This is a genomic window from Aquabacterium humicola (genome assembly GCF_030167915.1).
Taxonomy (GTDB): domain Bacteria; phylum Pseudomonadota; class Gammaproteobacteria; order Burkholderiales; family Burkholderiaceae_C; genus Pseudaquabacterium; species Pseudaquabacterium humicola.
In genome coordinates this window covers 1-22,229 of the sequence record NZ_JARGNB010000002.1, presented here as the reverse complement: position 1 = coordinate 22,229, position 22,229 = coordinate 1, and the positions used below count along the sequence as shown (strand labels likewise).

Genomic DNA, 22,229 nt, shown 5'->3' with positions numbered 1-22,229 from the left:
CATCGCAACACCGCGATGCCACTCGACAGACCGGAGCCCACCATGTTCAAGCAGATCGCCACCCAAGCCACCGCCTTCGGCCTCGCCGCGATGGTGACGCTGGCATCGCTGGGCAGCATGGGCGCGCTGGCGAACAGCAGCGTGGCGAACCACGAGATGGCCCAGACCGACAACGCGCCGGTGCAGCAGGTGGTGGTGATCGGCAAGCGCGACGCGCGCGGCTGATCGTCCCATCCGCTCCGAACAGAAAGCCCCGCCTCGCGGGGCTTTCGCCGTTCCAGGGTTCACGTTTCGCTCGTTGCGCCGCCGGCACCGTCTACGATCGCCGCGCCAGCGTGGCGGAACGGTAGACGCACGGCCACAGCCGTCCCTCTTCGACAGGGTGCAGGCTTCGAGACCTGCCGCTGGCATCCCCGGGCCCACGCCGCGTGGCGCGGAGCGCGTCGCAGCCGGCCATCGGCTTCCACGGCAGTTCATCCGCGGCAGCCCTCGCCTCGTCGCAAGGCGCTGTCGCGCCGCGGCGCCGCTGCCTACAGTTCACTCCAACGCAGCCAACGAACCCACCGGAGCCCACCATGTTCAAGCAGATCAGCACCCAAGCCACCGCCTTCGGCCTCGCCGCGATGGTCACGCTGGCCTCGCTGGGCAGCATGGGTGCACTGGCCAATACGAGCGTCGCGAGTCACGACCTGGCCCAGGCCGACAGCGCGCCGGTGCAGCAGGTGGTCATCGTCGGTCAGAAGCTGCCGGTGCAGCAGGTGGTGGTGGTCGGCCAGAAGTCGCGCCGCGCCTGAGCGTCGTACGCCAGCGCCTGGCAAGCGCCCATCGGACCCAGGCCCCGCAGCGCGGGGCCTTGTCGTTTCCGGGGTTCAGGCCTGATCCAGCGCGACGTCGTAGCGCAGGAAACCCCGCCACTGCGCGACGCGGTCGTACAGCGCGCGTGCACGCGCGTTCTCGTGGTGCGTCGTCCAGTGGAAGCGCGAGGCCTTCGCGGCGCGCGCCTTCGCCGCCAGCACCTCGATCAATGCAGCGGCGATGCCCTGGCCGCGCGCGGCTTCGTCGACGTACAGGTCCTGGAGGTACAACGCGTCGGTGCTCCAGGCCGTCGGATGGAAGTAGGCGTGCGCGATGCCGAGGATGCGGCCGTCGCGGCGCGCCGCCAGGCCCCAGATGGTCGTGCCCTCGACGAGCCGGGCGAAGGTCGCGTCGTACTCGGCGTCCGTCTGCGCCGTCTTGTAGAAGGCCTTGTAGCCGCGGGCCAGCGGCTCCCAGCCGGCACGGTCGGCGGCGACCAGCGGCGAGATCTCGAGCTTTCCGGCGCTCATGCCTGCGGCTCCAGCCGCTGCATCCAGTCGACCATCGCGCGGCGCTCGCCGCCGCCATCGGCGATCAGGCCGTCGCGCACGCCGGCGCGGTCGGCCGCGGGGCGGTTCTGGCTGAGCTTGAACTTGCCGACCAGCGCATCGATCGTGATGCGCACGCCGACGATCGCGCGCAGCAGCGTGTCGATGAACTCCGGCGGCGCCTCGTCGACCGACCACGGGCGCACCCGTCCCCCTTCATGCCTCGCGCTCAGGCGCTGCACGATGTCGAGCACGGCCGCGCGGTCGTCCTGGATGGTCACGCGACCACGCGCCTGCACCATCGCGTAGTTCCAGGTCGGCACCACCTTGCCGTGCTCGGCCTTCGACGGGTACCAGCCCGGGCTGACGTAGGCCTGCGGGCCCTGAAAGACGACGAGCACCTCGTCGCCGGTGGCCAGCTCCTTCCACAACGGGTTCGCCCGCGCGACGTGGCCGACCAGCGTGCCGGCGGGCGTGTCCCCGGCCTCCAGCAGCCACGGCACGGTGTCGGCCACCAGTCCGCCGGGTCCATGGCGCACCAGCAGGCCCAGCGGATGCGCGGCGATCAGCTCGTGCAGCACCTCGGTGCGCACCTCTTCGAAATGCTTCTGCAGGTACATCGCGGGTCCTTTCAGGCCACGAGGCGCGGTTCACAGCGCACCTGGGCGCTCACCGAATGCGCGATATAGCAGGCATCGTGCGCCGCGTGGTGCAGCCGCTCATGTTCGGCGTCATCCGGCCGGCGCTCGCCGGCGAAGCGCACCTGCGGCCGCAGCGTCACCTGCGTCATGGCCATCCGGCCCTGCGCATTGCGGCTCATCACGCCGACGGCATCGTCGTCGTAGTGGTCGACCACCCAGCCGGCCTGCGCGGCGAAGTCCAGGAACCACAGCATGTGGCAGCTCGAGATCGACGCGACGAAGGCCTCCTCCGGGTCGACCGCCGCCGGGTCGGAGTACGGCACCTTCACCGAATGCGGCGACGACGAGCCGGGCACCACGGCGCCGCCGTCGAAGGCCCACTGGTGGCGGCGGCTGTAACGCCGGTCGACGAAGGGCTGGTCCTGGCGCTGCCAGGTGATGCGGGCGGTGTAGTCGCTCATGGTGGCGGGTTGTTGGCCATCGCTGAATTGGTTCCTGTAGCGTAGACCGATATGCTCGCGGTGAAGGAGCCAATACCCGATGGCCGATGGAACCAATGCGCCGGCCGCGCCGCTGCGGCTGCGCGTCTACCAGCAGCTGCGCCAGGCGATCGAGCAGGGCACGCTGGGGCCGGGCACGCGGCTGCCGCCGTCGCGCGAGCACGCCCGTGCGCTCGGCGTCGCGCGCAACACGGTGTTGTGGGCCCTGGAGCGGCTGCGCGCCGAAGGCTACGTGCAGGCGCGGGTCGGCGACGGCAGCTATGTCGCCCCCAGCCTCGCGGCGCTGCGCACGCCGGCCGCGGCGCGCGTGCTCGACGACCACGCGCTGTCGCTGCGCGGCCGCGCGATCGCCGACACCGCGTTGCGCTGGCGGCCCCCGGCGGTGGCCGCGGCGCCCTTCCGCATCGGCGCGCCGGAGGTCGCGGCCTTTCCGCACGCGGTGTGGGACCGCCTCGCGCGGCAGCTGACGCCGGCCGAACGTTTCGCCACCGCGCAGTACCTCGACCCCGCGGGCCTGCCGGTGCTGCGCGAGGCGATCGCGCAATGGCTGCTGTTCTCGCGCGGCCTGCGCTGCGAGGCCGCGCAGGTGCTGGTGTGCTCCGGGTCGCAGCAGGCGATCGACCTGATCGGCCGGCTGCTGCTCGACGATGGCGACGAGGTGCTGGTCGAGGACCCCGGTTACCCCGGCATCCGCGCCTGCCTGATCGGCCAGGGCGCGAAGGCGCGGCCGGTGGCGGTGGATGCCGACGGCCTGGACATCGCCGCCGGCGCGCGCGACTGGCCGGCCGCGCGCATGGCGGTGGTGACGCCGACGCACCAGTTCCCGCTCGGCGTGCGCATGAGCCTGGAACGCCGGCTCGCGCTGCTGGCGTGGGCGCGCGCGCGCGACGCCTGGATCGTCGAGGATGACTACGACGGCGAGTTCCAGTACGGCGCGCACCGCATCCCGCCGCTCGCGGGATTGGCGCGCGCCGAACGCGTGCTCTACGTCGGCACCTTCTCGAAGTCGCTGCACCCGGGGCTGCGGCTGGGTTTCATCGTGCTGCCGCCGGGCCTGGCACCGGCCTTCGCCAGCGCCAAGGCGCTGAGCGACCGCCACAGCCCCGGCGAGCTGCAGCTGCAGCTGGCGCGCTTCATCCTCGACGGCCACCTGCTGCGCCACCTGCGCCGCATGCGCGAGCTGTACCCGCAGCGCCAGGCGCTGCTGATCGACGCGCTGGCGAAATCGACGCGCGGCGCCGTCAAGCTCTCGCCCAGCGAGCAAGGCATGCACCTGACGCATGAAGTGAGCGGCCGCCGCAGCGACGCGGCGCTGTCGGGCCGTGCGCGCGAAGCCGGCGTGCTGCTGGCGCCGCTGTCGGCGTACGCGATCGAGTCGCCGCGGCGCGGCTGGCTGTTCGGCTACGCGGGCTACGACGCGGCCGCGCTGCGCGATGCGGCGCGGCGGGTGGGACCCCTGTTGTCCGCGTGACTCAGTCCGCCGGAAAGTCGACGTCGATGCGCAGGCCGCCCAGCGGCGAGACATCGAGCCGCACCGCCGCGCGATGCCGTTCGGCGATCGAGCGCACGATCGCCAGGCCGAGGCCGCTGCCGCTCTCCGAGGCCGCGCCGCTGCCGCGCACGAAGCGCTCGAAGACGCGCTCGCGATCGCTTTCGGGAATGCCGGGGCCGGAGTCGTCGATGCGCAGGCGCACGCGGTCGCCCTCGCGCTGCAGGGCCACGCGCACCTCGCCGCCCGCGGGCGTGTAGCGCAACGCGTTGTCGACCAGGTTGCGCAGCAGCACCGCCAGCGCCGCCGCATCGCCCTGCACCGCGGCCTGCTCGTCGGCCTCGAGCGCCAGGCGGCTGCCGCGGGCCTGCACCAGCGGCGCCAGGTCCGCCAGCACCTGGCGCGCGACCGGCGCCAGCGCCACCGTCTGCGCGGGCCCCGGCTGCTCCTGCCGCGCCAGGGTCAGCAACTGCTCGACCAGCCGCGTCGCCCGGTCGACGCCGGCCACCAGCGCATCCAGCGCCGCAGCGCGAGCGGCTTCGTCGGGCGCGCGCCGCACCAGCTGCGCCTGCAGCTTCAGCGCCGTCAGCGGCGAACGCAGCTCGTGCGCCGCATCGGCGACGAAGGCCCGCTGCCCGTCGAAGGCCTGCGCCAGGCGGCCGAGAAGGCCGTTGAGCGCCGCGACCAGCGGCGCCACCTCGTCCGGCAGTCCCGTCGCCTCGACCGGCGACAGGCTGTCGGCCGCGCGCCCGCGCAGCTCGCCGGCCAGCCGCGACACTGGCCGCAGCGAGTGAGCGATCAGCCACCACAGCGCCGCCGCCAGCAGCGGCGTCACCGCGACCAGCGGCAGCACGCTGCGCAGCGCGGCGTTGGCAGCCAGCCGCTGGCGGATGCGCACCGGCTGCGCGACCTGGATCACCCGTTCGCCGGCGGTGACGCCGAAGCTGCGCCAGGGCTGGCCGTCGACCTCGATGTCGGCGAAGCCGAGCTTGGTGTGCGACGGCAACGCGCGGTGCTGTCGCGTCGCGTAGACCGTGCGCCCGTCGACGTGCCAGATCTGCACGACGAAGTCGAGCGCCTCGTCCTGCAGCGCGGCCGCGTCGCCGCCGGAGACTTCGCCCTGGTCGCGCAGCGACAGCGCCATCTGCCTTAGCTGGTAGTCGAACAGCGACTCGGTCTCGGCCAGCACGTTGCGGTAGGCGATGACGCCGGTCAGCGCAGCCGACAAGGTCAGCGCCGCCAGCAGCGACAGCAGCAGGCGCGCGCGAAGGGACCGCGTGAAGTGGCCCCCCAGGCGCCCTCGGCGCCGGCCCCCCGAGGGGGCGCGTCCAGCTTGGGACGGCCCGGCGCTGGACTGCCTCACGACACGTCGAGGAAGTAGCCGACGCCGCGCATGCTTCCGATGAACTCGGCTCCCAACTTTTTGCGCAGCTGGTGCACGTAGACCGACACCGCGTTGCTCTCGACCGCGTCGCCCCAGCCGTAGAGCCGGTCCTCCAGCTGGGCACGCGACAGCACCGCGCCGGGCCGCTGCATCAGCGCCTCGAGCACCGCGTATTCCCGCGCCGACAGCAGCACCGGGTGGCCGTCCTTCGTCACGCGGCGGGTCGACGGATCGAGCTTCACGCCGCGGTGCTCCAGCGCCGGCTCGGCGCGGCCGGCGTGGCGTCGCGCGACGGCGCGCATGCGCGCGGCGAGCTCGTCGAGCTCGAACGGCTTGACCAGGTAGTCGTCGGCGCCGGCATCGAGGCCGGCGACGCGGTCGCTGGTGGCGTCGCGCGCGGTCAGCACGATCACCGGCGTGCCATCGCCGCGCGAACGCAGCTCGTTCAGCAGCGACAGCCCGCTCGCCGGCTGCGGCGCGCCGCCGGCGGCGAGCGGCAGGCCGAGGTCCAGCAGCACGAGGTCGAAACGTTCGCTGCCCAGCGACGTGCGCGCCGCCGCCAGGTCGTAGACCCAGTCCACCGCATGGCCCTCCAGCTTCAGCGCCTGGCGCAGGCTGTCGCCGATCATGCGGTCGTCTTCGACGAGCAGTAGTCGCATGCTCGAAGCATACGGGCAAGGACAACCGGCGAAAGGCGAGCATCGGACGCGGGCAAGGCCGGCCGTGCCGCCGGCCGCCGCGCGCCCAGCGTATGCTGACGCACCATGACAACCACCCGCGTCTGCGTGATCGGGTGCGGATTCGGTGGCCTGGAGGCGGTGCGCGCGCTGGCGCGCAACGAGGCGGCCGAAGTGATCCTGATCGACCGCACCAACCACCACCTCTTCCAGCCGCTGCTCTACCAGGTCGCCACCGCCGACGTCGCGGCCCCCGCGGTGGCCGGACCGATCCGCCACATCCTGCGGCGCCAGATGCGCCGCGGCCGGCTGACCATCCTGCGGGCCGAAGTCACCGGCATCGATGCCGCGCAAAGGACGCTGCAGCTCGACGACGGCAGCGCGGTCGCCTACGACCACCTGATCGTCGCCGCCGGCGCCACGCACAGCTACTTCGGCAACGACCAGTGGTCGGCGTTCGCGCCGGGGCTGAAGACCCTGGCCGACGCCTTCGCGATCCGCGCCCGCATCATCGGCGCCTTCGAGCAGGCCGAGCGCACTGCCGACGACGCCGAACGTGCTGCCTGCCTGAACTTCGTGATCATCGGCGCCGGCCCCACCGGCGTGGAGCTGGCCGGCGCGCTGGCCGAGATCGCGCGCCACACGCTACCGGGCGAGTTCCGCCGCATCGATTCGCGGCATGCACGCATCGTGCTGATGGAAGGCGGGCCGCGCGTGCTGTCGGCCTTCGACGAGGTCCTGAGCGCGAGCGCTGCCGACCAGTTGCGCCGGCTCGGCGTCGAGCTGCACACCGGCTGCCAGGTCACCGGCATCGATGCCGAGGGGGTCGACTACCGCGAAGGCGGCGAAGCCAAGCGCCTGCCCGCGCGCACGGTGCTGTGGGCCGCGGGCGTCGCTGCGTCGCCGCTGGGCAAGGCGCTGGCGGCGAGCGCCGGCGCGCAGCTCGACCGGGCCGGCCGCGTGCTGGTGCAGCCCGACCTCTCGCTCGCCGGCCATCCGGAGATCCAGGTGATCGGCGACCTGGCGGCGGTCACCACGCCGACCAAGGCCGGACCGAAGCCGGTGCCCGGCGTCAGCCCGGCGGCCAAGCAGATGGGCCGACTGGCGGCCGCCAACATCGGTCGGCGCCTGCGCAGCGAGACGCCGCAGCCCTTCCGCTACGCCGACTACGGCTCGCTGTCGACGCTCGGCCGCAATGCCGCGGTGGTGCAGCTGGAGGCGCCGCTGCTCGGCCGCGTGCGCTTCTCGGGCTACCCGGCATGGCTGTTCTGGCTGTTCGCGCACATCTACTTCCTGATCGGCTTCCGCAACCGGCTGGTCGTGCTGATCGACTGGGCCTGGAGCTACTGGACGTTCGCGCGCCATGCCCGCATCGTCGCGCAGCCGGCCGGCGCGGCGGCCGACGCCGCCGCCGCCGCGCCCCGGCGGACCGTGCCGCCGCTCACGCCCGCGGGCATCCCCGCAGATCGGCCGCCCGAGCACGCCGCCTAGAATTCCGCCCTTCGCCCGCCGCTTGACGCGCACCTTCGCCCGGCGTCCCACCCGGACACCCGCGGCCCTTGTGGAGCCTGACCATGGACACCCGCCTCTCCCCCGTGCGTGAACGCGTCGAACGCGTGCGCGAAGCCCTCGCCCGCCACGGCGCCCACGCCCTGCTCGTGCCCTCGGCCGATCCGCACCTGTCCGAATACCTGCCCGGCCGCTGGCAGGGCCGCGAGTGGCTGTCGGGCTTCACCGGCTCGATGGGCACGCTGGTGGTCACCGTGGACAAGGCCGCCCTCTTCGCCGACAGCCGCTACTGGGAACAGGCCGAGCGCGAACTGCAGGGCAGCGGCATCGTGCTGGTCAAGATCCCCACCGGCGCCGCGCTGCACCACATCGACTGGCTGGCGCGCGAGACGCCGCGCGGCGGCCAGGTGCTGGTCGACGGACAGGTGCTGGGCCTGGCGACGGCGCAGCTGCTGCGCAATGCGCTCGACGCCGCCGGCGTGACGCTGCGCACCGATGCCGACCTGCTGGCTGACGTCTGGCCCGACCGCGCCGGCCTGCCGGTGGCGCCGATCTTCGCGCACGCCGCACCCGAAGCCACCGAGCCGCGCGCGGCGCGCCTGGCCCGCGTGCGCGAGGCGATGGCCCGCCACGGCGCCAGCCACCATTTCGTCTCCACGGTCGACGACATCGCGTGGATCACCAACCTGCGCGGCGCCGACGTCGAGTACAACCCGGTGTTCCTCGCGCACCTGCTGATCGACGCGACGCGCGCGACGCTGTACGTCGGCGCCGGCAAGGTGTCCGCCGAACTGGCCGCGCAGCTGCAGGCCGACGGCCTGGCGCTGGCCGACTATGCCGGCGCCGCCGCCGCGCTGGCCGCGCTGCCGGCCGGCAGCACGCTGCTGGTCGACCCGCGCCGCATCACGCTGGGCTTCCGCGAACAGGTCGCGGCCGGCGTGCGGGTGGTCGAGGCGATCAACCCGAGCACGCTGTTCAAGAGCCGCAAGGGCGCGGCCGAAGCCGGCTTCATCCGCGCCGCGATGGAAGAGGATGGCGCCGCGATGTGCCACTTCTACGCCTGGTTCGAAGCCGCGCTGGCGCGCGGCGAGCGCATCAGCGAGCTGACCATCGACGACAAGCTCAGCGCCGAGCGCGCGAAGCGGCCCGGCTTCAAGGGCCTGAGCTTCTCGACCATCGCCGGCTTCAACGCCAACGGCGCGCTGCCGCACTACCGCGCGCTGCCCGAGGCCTACGCGTGGATCGAAGGCAGCGGCCTGCTGCTGATCGACTCCGGCGGCCAGTACCTCGGCGGCACCACCGACATCACCCGCGTCTGGCCGATCGGCACCGTCAGCGCCGCGCAGCAGCGCGACTACACGCTGGTGCTGAAGGCGATGATCGCGCTGTCGCGCGTGCGCTTCCCGCGCGGCACGCTGAGCCCGATGCTCGATGCGATCGCCCGCGCGCCGCTGTGGGCCGAAGGCTGCGACTACGGCCACGGCACCGGCCACGGCGTCGGCTACTTCCTGAACGTGCACGAAGGCCCGCAGAGCATCAGCAAGGCGGTGCCCGAGGCGACGATGGCGATGGAGCCGGGCATGATCACGTCGAACGAGCCGGGCCTGTACCGCACCGGCCAGTGGGGCGTGCGCATCGAGAACCTGGTGATGAACGTGCCGGCCGAGACGCCCGAGAACGGCGCCTTCGGCGAGATGCTCGAGTTCGAGACGCTGACGCTGTGCCCGATCGATACGCGCTGCATCGACAAGCGCCTGATGCGCGCCGACGAGATCGCCTGGCTGAATCACTACCACGCGACGGTGCGCGCGCGCCTGGCACCGAAAGTGAGCGGCGACGCGCTGGCCTGGCTGGAACAGCGCACGCAGCCGATCTGACGCCTCGTTCCCCGGAATGAACGACGCCCGGAGCTCCGCAAGGTGCCCGGGCGTTGTTGTTGGAAGACGCCTGCTGCTTACGCGAGCCTGAACGTCGACACCACGCCGGCCAGGTTCTCGGCCTGGCCCTTCAGGCTTTCCGCGGCCGCGGCACTCTCTTCGACCAGCGCGGCGTTCTGCTGCGTCATCTGATCCAGCTGCACCACCGCGCCGTTGACCTGGCCCAGGCCCTGGCTCTGCTCGCGGGTGGCGTTGGTGATCTCGCCGATGATGTCGGACACCCGCTGCACGCTGGCGACGATCTCGCCCATCGTGCTGCCGGCATCGCCGACCAGGCGGCTGCCTTCGCCGACCTTCTCGACGCTGGAGCCGATCAGGCTCTTGATCTCGCGCGCGGCTTCGGCCGAACGCTGCGCCAGCGAGCGCACTTCACCCGCCACCACCGCGAAGCCGCGGCCCTGCTCGCCGGCCCGCGCGGCTTCCACCGCGGCGTTCAGCGCCAGGATGTTGGTCTGGAACGCGATGCCGTCGATGGTGCCGATGATGTCGGCGATGCGCTTGGAGCTGGTATTGATCTCTTCCATCGTCGCGACGACCTGGCTGACGACCTGGCCGCCGCGCTGGGCGACCTCGGCGGCGGAGCTCGCCAGCTGGTTCGCGGTGCGCGCCGATTCGGCGGTCTGGCCGACGGTGGCCGTGAGCTGTTCCATCGAGCTCGCGGCTTTCTGCAGGTTGCCCGCGGTCTGCTCGGTGCGCTGGCTGAGGTCGGCATTGCCGGTGGCCACTTCGCTGCTCGCCACCTGGATGCTCTCGGCCGACTGGCGCACCTGCGTCACCATGCGGCTCAGGCCGTCGCGGGTGCGCTGCACGGTGCCGATCAGGCGGCCGATCTCGTCGTCGCGGCCGGCATCGATGTGCACCGCCAGGTTGCCGGCGGCGATCGCCTGCAGCCCCTGCTCGACCAGCGCGAGCCGGCGCTTCAGCGAGCCGGCGAGCACCTGCACGAAGGCGAACACGCCCACCGACAGCACCAGGCCGACGGCCAGGTTGACGGCCGCGAAACGCACGGCGGCTGCACGCACCTCGTCGATGTAGACGCCCGAGCCGACCACCCAGCCCCAGGGCTGGAAGGTGGCGACGTACGAACGCTTGGGCTCCGGGTCCTTGCTGCCCGGCTTCGGCCACAGGTAGTCGACATGGCCCGAGCCGTCCTTCTTGACCGTCTCGACGAACTCGACGAACAGCCGCTTGCCGTTCGGGTCCTTGTACTCGCCGAGGTCCTGGCCGTTCATCTCCGGCTTGATCGGGTGCGCCACCATCTTCGGCGCCATGTCGTTGATCCAGACGTATTCCTTGCCCTCGTAGCGGATCGCCATGATCTCGGCGATCGCCTTCTTGCGGGCGTCGTCGGCCGACAGCTTGCCGGCCTTCTCCTCGTCGTGGTACTTCTGCGCGATGGCCTGCGACTGGCCGACGACGGCCCGCGTGGTGCTCAGCCGCTGGTCGACCGAGGCGTCGTAGTAGGCATATCCGGTATAGGCCGCGACCGAAAGCACGGCCACGGTGATGAGGCCGGCCATCACCCGAAGGCGGCCGACGATCGAAAGGTTGAGTGCCACGCTGTACTCCTCTTGCAGTGGACGTCGATTTCGGACGTCAGGCGGCCTGCGCCTCGGGTGGAAGACTTCAGGCGGCCTGCGCCTCGCCCTTCAGGCGGAAGGTGGCCACCAGCCCGGCCAGGCGGCCGGCTTGCTCGCGCAGGCTCTCCGCCGCGGCGGCGGACTCTTCCACCAGCGCCGCGTTCTGCTGCGTCATCTGGTCGAGCTGCGTCACCGCGCCGTTGATCTGGCCGAGGCCCGAGCTCTGCTCGGCCGACGCGGCGGTGATCTCGCCGATGATGTCGGTCACGCGCTGCACGCTGGCGACGATCTCGTTCATCGTCGTGCCGGCATCGCTCACCAGGCGGCTGCCGGTCTCGACCTTGTCGACCGAGTTGCCGATCAGCGCCTTGATCTCGCGCGCGGCTTCGGCCGAACGCTGCGCCAGCGAGCGCACTTCGCCGGCCACCACCGCGAAGCCGCGGCCCTGCTCGCCGGCCCGCGCGGCTTCCACCGCGGCATTCAGCGCCAGGATGTTGGTCTGGAAGGCAATGCCATCGATGGTGCCGATGATGTCGGCGATCTTCTTCGAGCTGGCATTGATCGCGTCCATCGTCGTCACGACCTGCGAGACGACCTGGCCGCCGCGCTGTGCCACTTCGGCGGCGGAGGCCGCGAGCTGGTTGGCCTGCGACGCGGCGTCGGCGCTCTGGCGCACGGTGCCGGTCAGCTGCTCCATCGAGCTGGCGGTCTGCTGCAGGTTCGATGCCGCCTGCTCGGTGCGCTGGCTCAGGTCGTGGTTGCCGGTGGCCACCTCGGTGCTGGCCACCTGGATCGAATCGGCGGTCTGGCGGATCTCGCCGACCAGCACGCGCAGGCGGTCCTGCATGCCGGCGATGGCCTGCAGCAGGCGGCCGATCTCGTCGTGGCCACCCTGCTCGACGCTGCTGCCGAGGTCGCCTTCGGCGATGCGCTCGGCGACGCGCACCACGCGGTCCAGCGGCTTGCACACCGCGCGCGAGGTCAGCCAGGCCAGCGGCAGGAACAGCGCCAGCGTCATGCCCATCAGCGCCAGCTTGACCGCATCGGCGATCGTCGCGCGCTGCTCGGCATGCTTGCGCACGGATTCCACGCGCACCATCTGCGCCTTGGTCAGCGCATCGACGTTGGCGACCATCGCCTTCACGGTGCCCTCGGCCTTGGCCGCATAGGCCAGCGCGACGGCGCCGTCGATCTGCGCACCCTTGAGCTGCGCGGCCAGCGGCTGGATCACCGCGGCGTATTCGCCCAGCAGCTTGCCGTGGTTGGCGATCATCGTGCGCACCTCGTCGGTGGCCGATTCGCCCTTCGCGATGCGCTCGGCGACGGCCTTCGAAGCCTTCACCGCCGCTTCCCATTCCTTGCCCAGCCGCTCGACCTCGATCGCGTTGGTCGCGCCGACGGCCATGATGCTCGCCTCGAGGCGGCGCATCTGGGCCATCGATTCACGCATCTCGCCGGCGTCCAGCAGCGCGGCGTTCGATTGTTCGAACACCTGCTGCGCGTCCTGGCGGTTGGCGCGGTCGCTGAGCGCGTTGACCGCCGCCGTCACCACCAGCGAGGCGGTGACGATGCCGATCATGACGTTGAAGCGGGCGCGGATCGAAAAGCGGTTGAGCAGTTTCACGGCGAGACTCCGATCAGAAGGATTCCCAGTCGTCACCGGCCGGCGCTGTCGCGGCCGGTGCGGGAACCTTGGCCGGCGCAGCGGGCGCCACCGTCGTCTCGGGCTTGCCAGGGGCCGCCGCCTTGGGGGCGACGCTCGGGGCCGGCTTCTTGACCGCGGGGGCGGCGGCCGGCTTGGGGGTCTGTACGGCGGTCGGCGCGGCGGTCGCGGCCACCGTCACCGCCACGCTGGCCGGTTTCGCGGAAGCGTGTGCGCTGTCGCCCAGGTTGAAGGTCGCCACCAGCGAGGCCAGGCGGCCGGCCTGCTCGCGCAGGCTCTCGGCCGCCGCAGCGGACTCTTCCACCAGCGCCGCGTTCTGCTGCGTCATCTGGTCGAGCTGCGTCACCGCGCCGTTGATCTGGCCCAGGCCCGAGCTCTGCTCGGCCGATGCGGCGGTGATCTCGCCGATGATGTCGGTCACGCGCTGCACGCTGGCGACGATCTCGTTCATCGTCGTGCCCGCGTCGGTGACGAGCCGGCTGCCGGTCTCGACCTTGTCGACCGAGTTGCCGATCAGCGCCTTGATCTCGCGCGCGGCCTCCGCGCTGCGCTGCGCCAGGGAGCGCACTTCGCCGGCCACCACCGCGAAGCCGCGGCCCTGTTCGCCGGCGCGCGCGGCCTCGACCGCGGCGTTCAGCGCCAGGATGTTGGTCTGGAACGCGATGCCGTCGATCGTGCCGATGATGTCGGCGATCTTCTTCGAGCTGGCGTTGATCGCGTCCATCGTCGTCACCACCTGGCTGACGACCTGGCCGCCCCGCTGCGCCACCGAGGCGGCCGACGCGGCGAGCTGGTTGGCCTGCGACGCGGCGTCGGCGCTCTGGCGCACAGTGCCGGTCAGCTGTTCCATCGAACTGGCGGTCTGCTGCAGGTTGCTGGCGGCCTGCTCGGTGCGGGCGCTGAGGTCCTGGTTGCCGGTGGCCACTTCGGCACTGGCGACCTGGATCGAATCCGCGGTCTGCCGGATCTCGCCGACCAGGCTGCGCAGGCGGGCCTGCATCGCGGCGATCGCGTGCAGCAGGCGGCCGATCTCGTCCTTGCTGTCGTTGTGCTCGACGTTGCTGCCGAGGTCGCCTTCGGCAATGCGCTCGGCCACGCGCACCGCGCGTTCGATCGGCAGCTTGATGCCGCGCGTGATGCGCCAGGCGACGATCACGCCGATGGCGATCGCCGCGGCGACCAGCACCGCTTCGATGATCACCGCGCGACGCGTGCCGACGGTGGCGGCGGTCGCGCTCTCTGCATTCTGCTTGGCCTGCAGCGTGATCAGCTCGTCGACCTTCTTGCGCCACACGATCTCGGCCGGCCGCACCTGCAGCGTCAGCGTCATCGTCGCGTCGATGTTCGCGCCTTCCTGGCCCTGCTTGGCGGCATGCGCGATCAGCGGAATCGTCTTTGCGGCCGCCTGCGTGATCTCTTCCGTCAGCTTCTTCGGCGCGGCGTCGGCATCGGCCATCAGCGCGACCAGCGCTTTCTCCTGCTTCAGGTACTCGCCCCTCGACTTCTCGAAGAGCTTGAGCTCGGCCTCGATTTCCTTCGCGTCGGTCAGCAGCGTGATCGAACGCGCCTGGATGGCCATCGCGTTCATGCCGTCGAGCATGCGGTAGGCCGTCGCCGAGCGTTCGTTGTTGACCTCGACGATCTGGCGCACTTGTTCGCCCAGCCGCTGCGTCGTCATGGCGGCGAAGCCGGCGACGAGGACCAGCAGCACGATCAGCGCGCCGAAGCCGAAGGCCAGGCGGCGACCGATGGAAGCGGAGATTCTTGACAGCATGGGATGTCTCCTGAATGAACAGACAGCAGGACGGATCGGATTCTGGAAATCCGGCGTCCAGCCTGATCGCTGGAATATCGGCCGGCTTTACAGCCAGTTAAGCTTTCCGGACCCCGCTGAGGGGCTCCTGAACCCTGATGCCCGCCAACTCCTCCCCACATGCCGATGCTTCACCGACCCCCGGCGCCGGTATCACCGGCGCCGCGATCGGCGTCGACCTGGGCGGCACCAAGATCGAGGCGGTGCTGCTGGATCCGACCGGTACGGAATGCTGGCGGCACCGCATTCCGTCGCCATCGTCGGACTACGGCGCGCTGCTGGACGCCATCGCCGGGCTGGTCGACCAGGCGCGGGCACAGTTGCCGGCCGGTGCCGGGGCCACGGTCGGCCTGGGCACGCCGGGCAGCACCGGCGCCGACGGCCTGATCAAGAACGCCAACACCACCTGCCTGAACGGCCGACCGCTGGCGGCGGACCTGTCGGTGAGACTCGGCCTGCCGGTGCGCCTGGCGAACGACGCGAACTGCCTGGCGCTGTCCGAAGCCACCGACGGCGCGGGCGCGGGCGCCGACGTCGTCTTCGCCGCGATCCTCGGCACCGGCACCGGCGCCGGCATCGCGGTGCACGGCCGCGTGCTGCAGGGGCCGAACGGCCTGGCGGGCGAGTGGGGCCACAACCCGCTGCCCTGGGCGCCGGCCGACGAGCCGCGGCCCGCCTGTTATTGCGGCCAGGCCGGCTGCATCGAGACGCTGGTCAGCGGCCCGGCCATCGCCGCCGACCATCGGCGGCATGGTGGGCAGGCGCTCACTGCGGCGCAGATCGCCGTGGCCGCGGCGGCCGGCGATCCGGCCTGCATCGCGAGCATCGACCGCTGGCTGGACCGCCTCGGGCGTGCGCTGGCACAGGTGATCAACCTGCTCGACCCCGACGTGATCGTGCTCGGCGGCGGGCTGTCGCGCATCGCGCGGGTCTACGACGAGCTGCCGGCACGCTGCCGGCCGTGGGTGTTCAGCGCCGGCAGCGGTGCGCCGCTGCGCACCCGTGTGCGGCCGGCGCTGCACGGCGACTCATCGGGCGTGCGCGGGGCGGCCTGGCTGTGGCGCGCGCCGTGAGCCGGGGCTTGCCGATCGGCGAACGGACCGCGGCTGCGCCAGCGACCACCCTCACATCTGCCGGAACAGGTGCAGGTAGCTGCGGCTGACCGGCAGCGTCTCGGTGCGGCCCTTCAGGTGCACGTCGGCGGTCTCGTTGGCGCCGCGGGTGACCTGCGCGACGTGGCGCAGGTTGACGATCACCGAGCGGTGCACCTGCACGAACTGCTCGGGGTCCATCTCGTCGACGAGCTCGCGGATGGGCTTGCGGATCAGCGCCTCGCCGCCTTCCCAGACCACCAGCGTGTACTTCTCGTCCGAGCGCAGGTAGGCGATCTGCTCGACCGGGATCAGCCGCACGGCGTTGCCGACAGACGCCTTGATCCACTGCAGCCACGGCTTGCCGCTGGCCTGGTGGCGCAGCTGGGCCGCGAGGCGGTCGAGCACCGACTCGAGGCGGTCGCCGGCCTCGTCGCCGTCGGCACCGACCGCCGCCGCGGGCACGGCACCGGCGCGCAGGCGCTCCTTCAGGCGGCCGATGGTGTCGGTCAGCCGTGTTTCGTCGAAGGGCTTGATCAGGTAGTCGATCGCGCCCTGCTCGAAGGCCTGCACCGCGTACTGCTCGTAGGCGGTGACGAAGACGGTCATCGCGCGGCGGGCGATCGCGCGCGCGGCCTCGATGCCGTTCATGCCGGGCATGTGCACGTCGAGGAAGACGATCTGCGGCTGCTCGCGCTCGAACAGCTCGACCGCCTCGCGGCCGTTGCGCGCCTGGCCGACGATCTGCAGCTCGGGCCACAAGCGGCCGAGGTGGGCCTGCAGGTGGTCGCGCAGCAGCGGTTCGTCGTCGGCGATGAGGGCGGTGATCACGGTCATGAGCGGGCTTTCGGCGCGGCATCGGCCGCAGCCGGAATGATGATCTCGGCGCGCACGCCGTGGGGGGGTTGTTCGCTCAGCTCGAGTGTCGCGCCGGCGCCGAACACGCCCTGCAGGCGCGCGCGCAGGTTCGCGAGGCCGGTGCCGGGCGCGGCGTTCTCGGCCAGCCCGACGCCGCTGTCGGCGACCCACAGCCGCCAGCCGCCCTCCGGCTCGCGACGGCCGCCGACGTCGATGCGGCCGCCCTCCTCGCTCGGGTCCACGCCGTGGCGCACGGCGTTCTCCACCAGCGTCAGCAGGGCCATCGTCGGAAAGCGCTCGGCATGCAGCTCGGCCGGCACGTCGACCGCGAACTGCAGGCGGTCCGGCATGCGCAGGTGCATCAGCTCGAGGTAGGCGCGCACCAGCTGCAGCTCGTTGGCCAGCGCCGGCAGGCCGCCGGGCTCGTGCAGCTTCGGCAGCGCCGCGCGCAGGTAGGCGATCAGGCTCTTCAGCACCTGGGCCGCGCGCGGCGAACCGGTCTCGACCAGCGCCTGCACGTTGGCCAGCGTGTTGAACAGGAAGTGCGGCTCGATCTGCGCCGTCAGCAGCGCCAGGCGCGCGTCGAGCGCCTGCTTCTCCAGCTTCGCGCGCTCGAGCTCGAACTGCAGCTGCATCGAGCGTGCCAGCGCCTCGCGCTCGCGCACCATCGCGGCGGTGGCCAGCACCAGGCCGATGAACAGCGCACAGCCGGCGATCCACATGAAGCCGGCGACGCGGCCGGGATGACTGACGATCGCCGAGAAGTCGCCGCCGGTGGCGACGAGGTAGACCAGCAGCGTCGCCAGCGGCGCCGCGAGCACCACGGCCAGCGTCTGCGCCAGCCAGCGCGGCAGGTACTTGTGCTGCAGGTTGCCGGCCAGCGTGAAGGTCAGCAGCAGCACCAGCGCGACGAAGATCGTGCGGCCCAGCAGCACCGGGAACGGCGGCGCGAAGATCGGGTTCAGCGCCGCGGCGACCAGGAAGGCCAGGCCCAGCGCCCAGCCGACCTTGCCGGCGCTCAAGCTGCGCAGCGCCGCGGCCCAGCCGCCGGGTGCAGGCGTGATCGAAGAAGCAGAGGTCGAATCCATCGTGGCCGGCACGATAACCGGCCGGCGCGTCCGGTCCAATGCGCCGGGCGGGTCGGTGCGACGAACGACGAACGGCGGGGCGTGAGCGGAGGGCCGCGTGCGCACCGGTGCGGACTGCATCGGGGGCGCCGCGCCGGCCCACCCCCTAGTTCGAACCGGCCCGGCGCGGCGGCATCGGTAGTAGCCCCGGTTCGCAAATTGTTACTTGAGGCGTCACATGGTCCGACGGCAGGCCATCAGTGCTTGCGAGAGGAACCATGATGAAGTTGCGTTCGAGGTCCGTCGAGCTCACGCGAGTCGTCGGTTTGGCCGCCTGCTGGTTTGCAGCGTGCGTGCCCCCGGCCGGGGCCAGCGAAGGCCAGCAATGGAATTTCTCCGGCGGCGACCGCGAGAATACGCGCCACCAGGCCTCGGAGAACCGGATCGGCCCGGCCAACGTGGGCAGCCTCGCGGTCAAGTGGTCGTTCACCACCGCCGGCGACGTGTCGGCCACACCGGCGGTCGATGGCGACACCGTCTACGTGCCCGACTGGGCCGGTTACCTCTACGCGGTGGATCGCCGCACCGGGCAGCTGCGCTGGAGCGTGCACCTGCCGGCGCTGACCGGCGTGGCCGGCGACAAGGCGCGCGCGACGCCGGCCATCGCCGACGGCAAGGTGATCGTCGGCACCCAGGGCGCGATCCTCTTCGGCGGCGGTCCCGGCGGCCGCGTGCTGGCCCTGGACAAGCTGACCGGTGCGCTGCTGTGGAATACGCAGGCCGAGGCCCATCCGGCGGCGATCATCACGCAGGCGGCGACGGTGCACGACGGGCGGGTCTACGTCGGCGTGGCGTCGCAGGAGGAAGCGCTGGCCGCCTTCGTGCCGGGCTACCAGCTGTCCTTCCGCGGCAGCATGCTGGCGCTGAACCTGGCCACCGGGCAGGTCCTGTGGAAGACCTACACGGTGCCGGCGTCGCCGGCCGGCTACACGGGCAACGCGATCTGGGGCAGCTCGCCGGCCATCGACGTCAAGCGCGGACAGGTCTACGTCGCCACGGGCAACAACTACTCGGTGCCGCAGTCGGTGCTCGACTGCGTCGCCGCGGCGGGCAGCGATCCGGTGGCCAAGGCCGCCTGCCTGCCGGCGAACGACCATTTCGACAGCGTGCTCGCGCTGGACCTGAAGACCGGCGCCGTGCGCTGGGCGACGCGCGCGATTCCCTACGACGCCTGGACGGTCGACTGCATCCCGTTCTTCGGCGATGGCGACCTCTGCCCCAGCCCCGCCGGCCCGGACTTCGATTTCGGCCAGGCCCCGGCGCTGTTCAAGGCACGCGACGGCCAGGGCAAGCCGCTGGAGCTCGTCGGCGCCGGTCAGAAGAGCGGGCAGTACTGGGCGCTGAATCCGGACACCGGCGCCGTCGTCTGGGTCACGCAGACCGGCCCCGGCGGCACCGCCGGCGGTCTGCAATGGGGCTCGGCGGTCGACGGCAAGCGGGTCTACACCCAGAACCCGAACAGCAACGCGATTCCCTGGACGCCCCTGGGCGGCGCGTCGACGACGCACGGCGGCTGGAGCGCGCTCGATGCGGCCACCGGCCAGATCCTGTGGCAGACCGCCGACCCGCGGCTCGGTGCCGGCTTCGGCGGCGGGCCGTCGGGCCCGGTGTCCAGCGCCAATGGCGTGGTCTACGGCTGTTCGCTCGACGCCGCCGGCCACATGTACGCGCTGAATGCGGCCACCGGCGCCATCCTGTGGAGCTTCCCGAGCGGCGGCTCCTGCCTGTCCGGTGCGGCGATTTCCGGCGGCATGGTGTTCTGGGGCTCGGGTTACTCGAACCTGGGCTTCGGCATGCCGAACAAGAAGCTCTACGCGTTCGGCCTGCCGAACTGACCGCGGTCGGCCGGGCTTCGGCCCGGCCCGGCGATCCCGACCGGGCCGAAGCCTCCCGGCCTCCCGGCCTCTCGGCCTCTCGGCCTCTCGGCCTCTCGGCCTCTCGGCCTCTCGGCCTCTCGGCCGCTCAGACCCCCGCGCGCTGCAGCGGCGCCGCCAGCGCGGCGCGCAGCGTGTCCGCGCTGTCCTTCAGGTGCAGCCGGGCGGCATCGCTCAGCCCGGGCCGCTTCGCGGCCGCTTCCAGCCGCGGCAGCAGCCCGGCCGCCTGCGTGCGCCACAGCGCGCGGGCATCGGCGCGCTGGCCGGCACCGGGCCGCAGCAGCGCGGTGGCCACCCGGTTCAGGTGCTCGCGCTGCAGCTCGCGCCGCGCCGGCGGGATGTCACCGGCCTTCGCACCGAGCTCGCTCCAGACGTCGGCCTCGAGCTGGCGGTACAGCTCGGCGAGGCGGAAGGCCTGCTCAGGCTGCGCCGCCTTGGCCTCGCTGTCGAGCAGGCGCGTGGCGAGCTGGTCGCTCATCAGCTGCGTCAGCACCGCGCGCCGCATCTCGTGCAGCGCCTGGGCGATCGGGTAATCGGTCGGCACGTCTTCCTCGCCGAACAGCACCGCGTCGCCGCGCTCGAGGTAGTCGGGCGCCAGCCGCCGCTGCAGCGCCGGCGAGACGACCAGGCTGTCGGCCGCCAGCACATGCTTGGACAGCAGCGCCATCGCCGCGCGCTGCTCGGCCGGCGGCACCGGCTGCAGCGGGTCGCGGCCGCTGTTCGGAAAGTCGCGCAGGGTGCGCATGCCGCCGACCTGGCGCAGCACCGTGCCGGCGGCGCGGCCGGCATCCAGCACCGCGAAACGCAGCCCGCGGCGCAGCACGCCGTAGTCCTGGTCCGGCGACAGCCGGCGCCGCTCCTGCCGCGCGAACAGGTCCTGCGCGATCTCGAAGCGCTTGCGCGCGAAGGCCAGCGGGTCGCGGCCGAGGTCCATCTGCAGCGAGTCGGGATCGATGCCGAAGAAGTTGTCCTCGTCGGTGCCGAAGGCGAGCTCGGGCTCGGCGCTGCGCGCCGCGATGCGCTTGAGCTCCGCGGCCTCGTCGGCCGGCGCCAGGGGCTTGTAGGCGTACTCGACCGCCCAGTAGTCGTAGGGCCCCAGCGTGGCCTGGAACGGCGCCGGGCGGCGTTCGCCGGGCCGCGGCAGGTTGATCGCCGGGTACTCCATCACCGACCCGGTCAGCGCATGGCTGCGGGTGAACTCCGGATCGGCCAGCTGCTGCTCGGTGTAGATGCGCGACGCGCGGAAGTTGTGGCGCAGCCCGAGCGTGTGGCCGACCTCGTGCATCGTCGTGTCCTTCAGGTAGGCGAGCACGAAGGCCTCGGCCTCGGGACTGTCGGGCTCGATCTCGCCCTGCGCGGCCAGCACGTCGAGGCCGTAGGCCAGCTGCTCGGCCCCGAGCGCCGCATGCTGGCAGGTGGCGTCATGGGCATGGCCCTGCGCCGCCTGCATCGCCGCGGCCGGCTGCGCCACCTGCAGCAGCTCGGCCCATGCGGCCTGCGCGGCGGCCGGATCGCCGCCGAAGATGCGCGAGCGGTAGCTGCGCACGTTGCGCGAGGACAGGCTCTCGAACGCGATGTCGGCATCGAGGATCTCGCCCGAGCGCGGGTCGACATGGCGCGGGCCGATCGCACCGAACGCCGGGCTGGCGTTGACCATCCAGCGCACCGACGCAATGCCGTAATCGAGCGTGTCGAAGTCGGCGTCGTCGGGCTGCACCTTGACGACCACCGCGTCCTTGAAGCCGATGCGCTCGAAGGCCTTGTTCCACTCGAGGATGCCCTCGGTGATCGCGCCCCGGTACTTCAGCGGCACGCTGCGGTCGATCCAGTAGGTGATCGGCTTGACCGGCTCGGACAGCGGCGCCGCCGAGTCCTTCTTCTCGAGCCGCCAGCGCGCGACGTGGCGCAGCTTCGGCGTGCGCGCGAGGTCGTCGCCGAAGTCGTGCTGCAGGTGCACGAAGTGGCCGATGCGCGGGTCGGCCGGCCGCGCCGCCATCACCTGCTCCGGCAGCTTCGCGATCGAGTAGTGCAGCTTGACGAACAGGCTGCGCGCATCGGGCAGCGTGCGCGGGATCGTCGGCAAGGGCGCCGTCGGCGGTGCGCCGGGCGTCGGCACCGCGATCGCTGCCGTCGCGAAGTGGCCGGTGACCTCGAGCACCAGCATGTCGGGCTTGGCGCGCACCGCGGTGACCGCCGAGTTGCGGGCATCGAAGCCATAGGCCTGGCGGAAGCTGCGCTGCAGCTGCGGCGCCACCTGCAGCAGGTCGCCGACGAACAGGCTGCTGGCATCGACCAGCACCGTGCCGCGCGAGGGATGCGGCAGGCTGGCCACCGGGGCAGCGGCCAGCAGGCTGGGTGAATAGGCGGCGGCGATCGCGCGCGCCTCGGGCGTCGACGGCTTCGCGATGTAGGCGGTGTTCAGCGCGCGCAGCTGCACCAGGTTGTACAGGCGATGGAACTCGACCACCTGCGGCCGCGCCATCATGCCGCCGAAGACCTGCGCTTCGCCGATGCCGCTGGCGAGCTTGGGCGACAGGAAGAAGGGCTTGTCGAAGTCCGTGGGCTTCAGCTCGAACCACACCCGCTCGTCCTTGCGCCAGACGGTGAACAGCCCATCGTCGATGCGCTGCGCGTCCCGCACGACGGTCGCAAACGCCGGCGGCTGGCCGGGCGTCGGCGCGGCCGCCGGGGCCGAGGCCGCGGCCGCGGCGCCCGGGGGCCGGGCGGCGAACGGGCTCGAGGC

At 72.1% G+C, this 22,229-nt stretch carries 18 protein-coding genes; 7 read left to right on the top strand and 11 right to left on the bottom strand.

All coding sequences use genetic code 11. The features are described 5' to 3' along the window. The first annotated feature begins 42 nt into the window (after nt 1-42). Together P1K89_RS10345 and P1K89_RS10340 are read left to right on the top strand one after the other, a co-directional pair. Nucleotides 43-225, top strand: coding sequence for a hypothetical protein (locus P1K89_RS10345; protein WP_284616371.1), 183 nt, complete (start codon nt 43-45; stop codon nt 223-225). A 350-nt stretch (nt 226-575) separates the two neighbouring features. Then, a complete protein-coding gene (locus tag P1K89_RS10340) occupies nt 576-794 on the top strand; it encodes a hypothetical protein (protein ID WP_284616370.1) in 219 nt (72 codons plus the stop codon). 75 nt (nt 795-869) lie between these two features. Here P1K89_RS10340 and P1K89_RS10335 read toward each other — a convergent pair whose 3' ends face one another. Genes P1K89_RS10335 through P1K89_RS10325 form a run of 3 tightly spaced genes read right to left on the bottom strand, consistent with a single transcriptional unit; the run spans nt 870 to nt 2,445 of the window. Then, on the bottom strand, nt 870-1,325 hold the full coding sequence (locus P1K89_RS10335; protein WP_284616369.1) for a GNAT family N-acetyltransferase: 456 nt from the start codon (nt 1,323-1,325) through the stop codon (nt 870-872). Next, a complete protein-coding gene (locus tag P1K89_RS10330) occupies nt 1,322-1,963 on the bottom strand; it encodes an FMN-binding negative transcriptional regulator (protein WP_284616368.1) in 642 nt (213 codons plus the stop codon). Before P1K89_RS10330 ends, P1K89_RS10335 begins: the two co-directional genes overlap by 4 nt. A gap of 11 nt (nt 1,964-1,974) precedes the next feature. Beyond that, nucleotides 1,975-2,445 carry an OsmC family protein gene (locus P1K89_RS10325; RefSeq protein ID WP_284616367.1) on the bottom strand — a complete coding sequence of 157 codons (471 nt, stop codon included), beginning with the start codon at nt 2,443-2,445 and terminating at the stop codon, nt 1,975-1,977. A gap of 79 nt (nt 2,446-2,524) precedes the next feature. On the opposite strand from P1K89_RS10325, the gene pdxR reads away from it, so the two are divergent. Then, nucleotides 2,525-3,955 carry a MocR-like pyridoxine biosynthesis transcription factor PdxR gene (pdxR, locus tag P1K89_RS10320; RefSeq protein ID WP_284616366.1) on the top strand — a complete coding sequence of 477 codons (1,431 nt, stop codon included), beginning with the start codon at nt 2,525-2,527 and terminating at the stop codon, nt 3,953-3,955. Nucleotide 3,956: 1 nt separating this feature from the next. On the opposite strand, the gene P1K89_RS10315 is transcribed toward pdxR, so the two are convergent. Continuing rightward, a complete protein-coding gene (locus tag P1K89_RS10315; RefSeq protein ID WP_284616365.1) occupies nt 3,957-5,201 on the bottom strand; it encodes an ATP-binding protein in 1,245 nt (414 codons plus the stop codon). Nucleotides 5,202-5,332: 131 nt separating this feature from the next. After that, a complete protein-coding gene (locus tag P1K89_RS10310) occupies nt 5,333-6,016 on the bottom strand; it encodes a response regulator transcription factor (protein ID WP_284616364.1) in 684 nt (227 codons plus the stop codon). Nucleotides 6,017-6,121: 105 nt separating this feature from the next. Here P1K89_RS10310 and P1K89_RS10305 point away from each other — a divergent pair, with 105 nt between their 5' ends. Beyond that, nucleotides 6,122-7,525 carry an NAD(P)/FAD-dependent oxidoreductase gene (locus tag P1K89_RS10305; protein WP_284616363.1) on the top strand — a complete coding sequence of 468 codons (1,404 nt, stop codon included), beginning with the start codon at nt 6,122-6,124 and terminating at the stop codon, nt 7,523-7,525. Between the two features lie 83 nt (nt 7,526-7,608). Beyond that, complete coding sequence (locus tag P1K89_RS10300; protein ID WP_284616362.1) at nt 7,609-9,420, top strand: aminopeptidase P family protein; 1,812 nt, start codon at nt 7,609-7,611, stop codon at nt 9,418-9,420. A gap of 77 nt (nt 9,421-9,497) precedes the next feature. Here P1K89_RS10300 and P1K89_RS10295 read toward each other — a convergent pair whose 3' ends face one another. The 3 genes from P1K89_RS10295 to P1K89_RS10285 all read right to left on the bottom strand — a co-directional run bounded on the left by P1K89_RS10295 (nt 9,498) and on the right by P1K89_RS10285 (nt 14,497). Next, nucleotides 9,498-11,039 (bottom strand): methyl-accepting chemotaxis protein, encoded by a 1,542-nt coding sequence (locus tag P1K89_RS10295; RefSeq protein ID WP_284616361.1) that lies wholly within the window; start codon nt 11,037-11,039, stop codon nt 9,498-9,500. A 67-nt stretch (nt 11,040-11,106) separates the two neighbouring features. After that, on the bottom strand, nt 11,107-12,639 hold the full coding sequence (locus tag P1K89_RS10290) for a methyl-accepting chemotaxis protein (RefSeq protein ID WP_439897986.1): 1,533 nt from the start codon (nt 12,637-12,639) through the stop codon (nt 11,107-11,109). A 58-nt stretch (nt 12,640-12,697) separates the two neighbouring features. Next, entirely contained in the window at nt 12,698-14,497 is a 1,800-nt protein-coding gene (locus P1K89_RS10285; protein ID WP_284616359.1) for a methyl-accepting chemotaxis protein, read from the bottom strand. Between the two features lie 137 nt (nt 14,498-14,634). On the opposite strand from P1K89_RS10285, the gene P1K89_RS10280 reads away from it, so the two are divergent. Then, on the top strand, nt 14,635-15,609 hold the full coding sequence (locus P1K89_RS10280; RefSeq protein ID WP_284616358.1) for an ROK family protein: 975 nt from the start codon (nt 14,635-14,637) through the stop codon (nt 15,607-15,609). 51 nt (nt 15,610-15,660) lie between these two features. Here the strand turns inward: P1K89_RS10280 and P1K89_RS10275 are convergent, their stop codons facing one another. Both P1K89_RS10275 and P1K89_RS10270 read right to left on the bottom strand, forming a co-directional pair. Then, nucleotides 15,661-16,464: a LytR/AlgR family response regulator transcription factor gene (locus tag P1K89_RS10275; RefSeq protein ID WP_284616357.1), complete on the bottom strand. Its 804-nt coding sequence runs from the start codon at nt 16,462-16,464 to the stop codon at nt 15,661-15,663. After that, nucleotides 16,461-17,573, bottom strand: coding sequence for a sensor histidine kinase (locus P1K89_RS10270; RefSeq protein WP_284616356.1), 1,113 nt, complete (start codon nt 17,571-17,573; stop codon nt 16,461-16,463). Before P1K89_RS10270 ends, P1K89_RS10275 begins: the two co-directional genes overlap by 4 nt. A gap of 332 nt (nt 17,574-17,905) precedes the next feature. Here P1K89_RS10270 and P1K89_RS10265 point away from each other — a divergent pair, with 332 nt between their 5' ends. Next, nucleotides 17,906-19,447, top strand: a complete 1,542-nt coding sequence (locus P1K89_RS10265) for an outer membrane protein assembly factor BamB family protein (RefSeq protein WP_284616355.1) — start codon at nt 17,906-17,908, stop codon at nt 19,445-19,447. A 127-nt stretch (nt 19,448-19,574) separates the two neighbouring features. Here the strand turns inward: P1K89_RS10265 and P1K89_RS10260 are convergent. Beyond that, nucleotides 19,575-22,229 (bottom strand): zinc-dependent metalloprotease (locus tag P1K89_RS10260; RefSeq protein WP_284616354.1); only part of this gene is annotated, 2,655 nt, incomplete at its 5' end.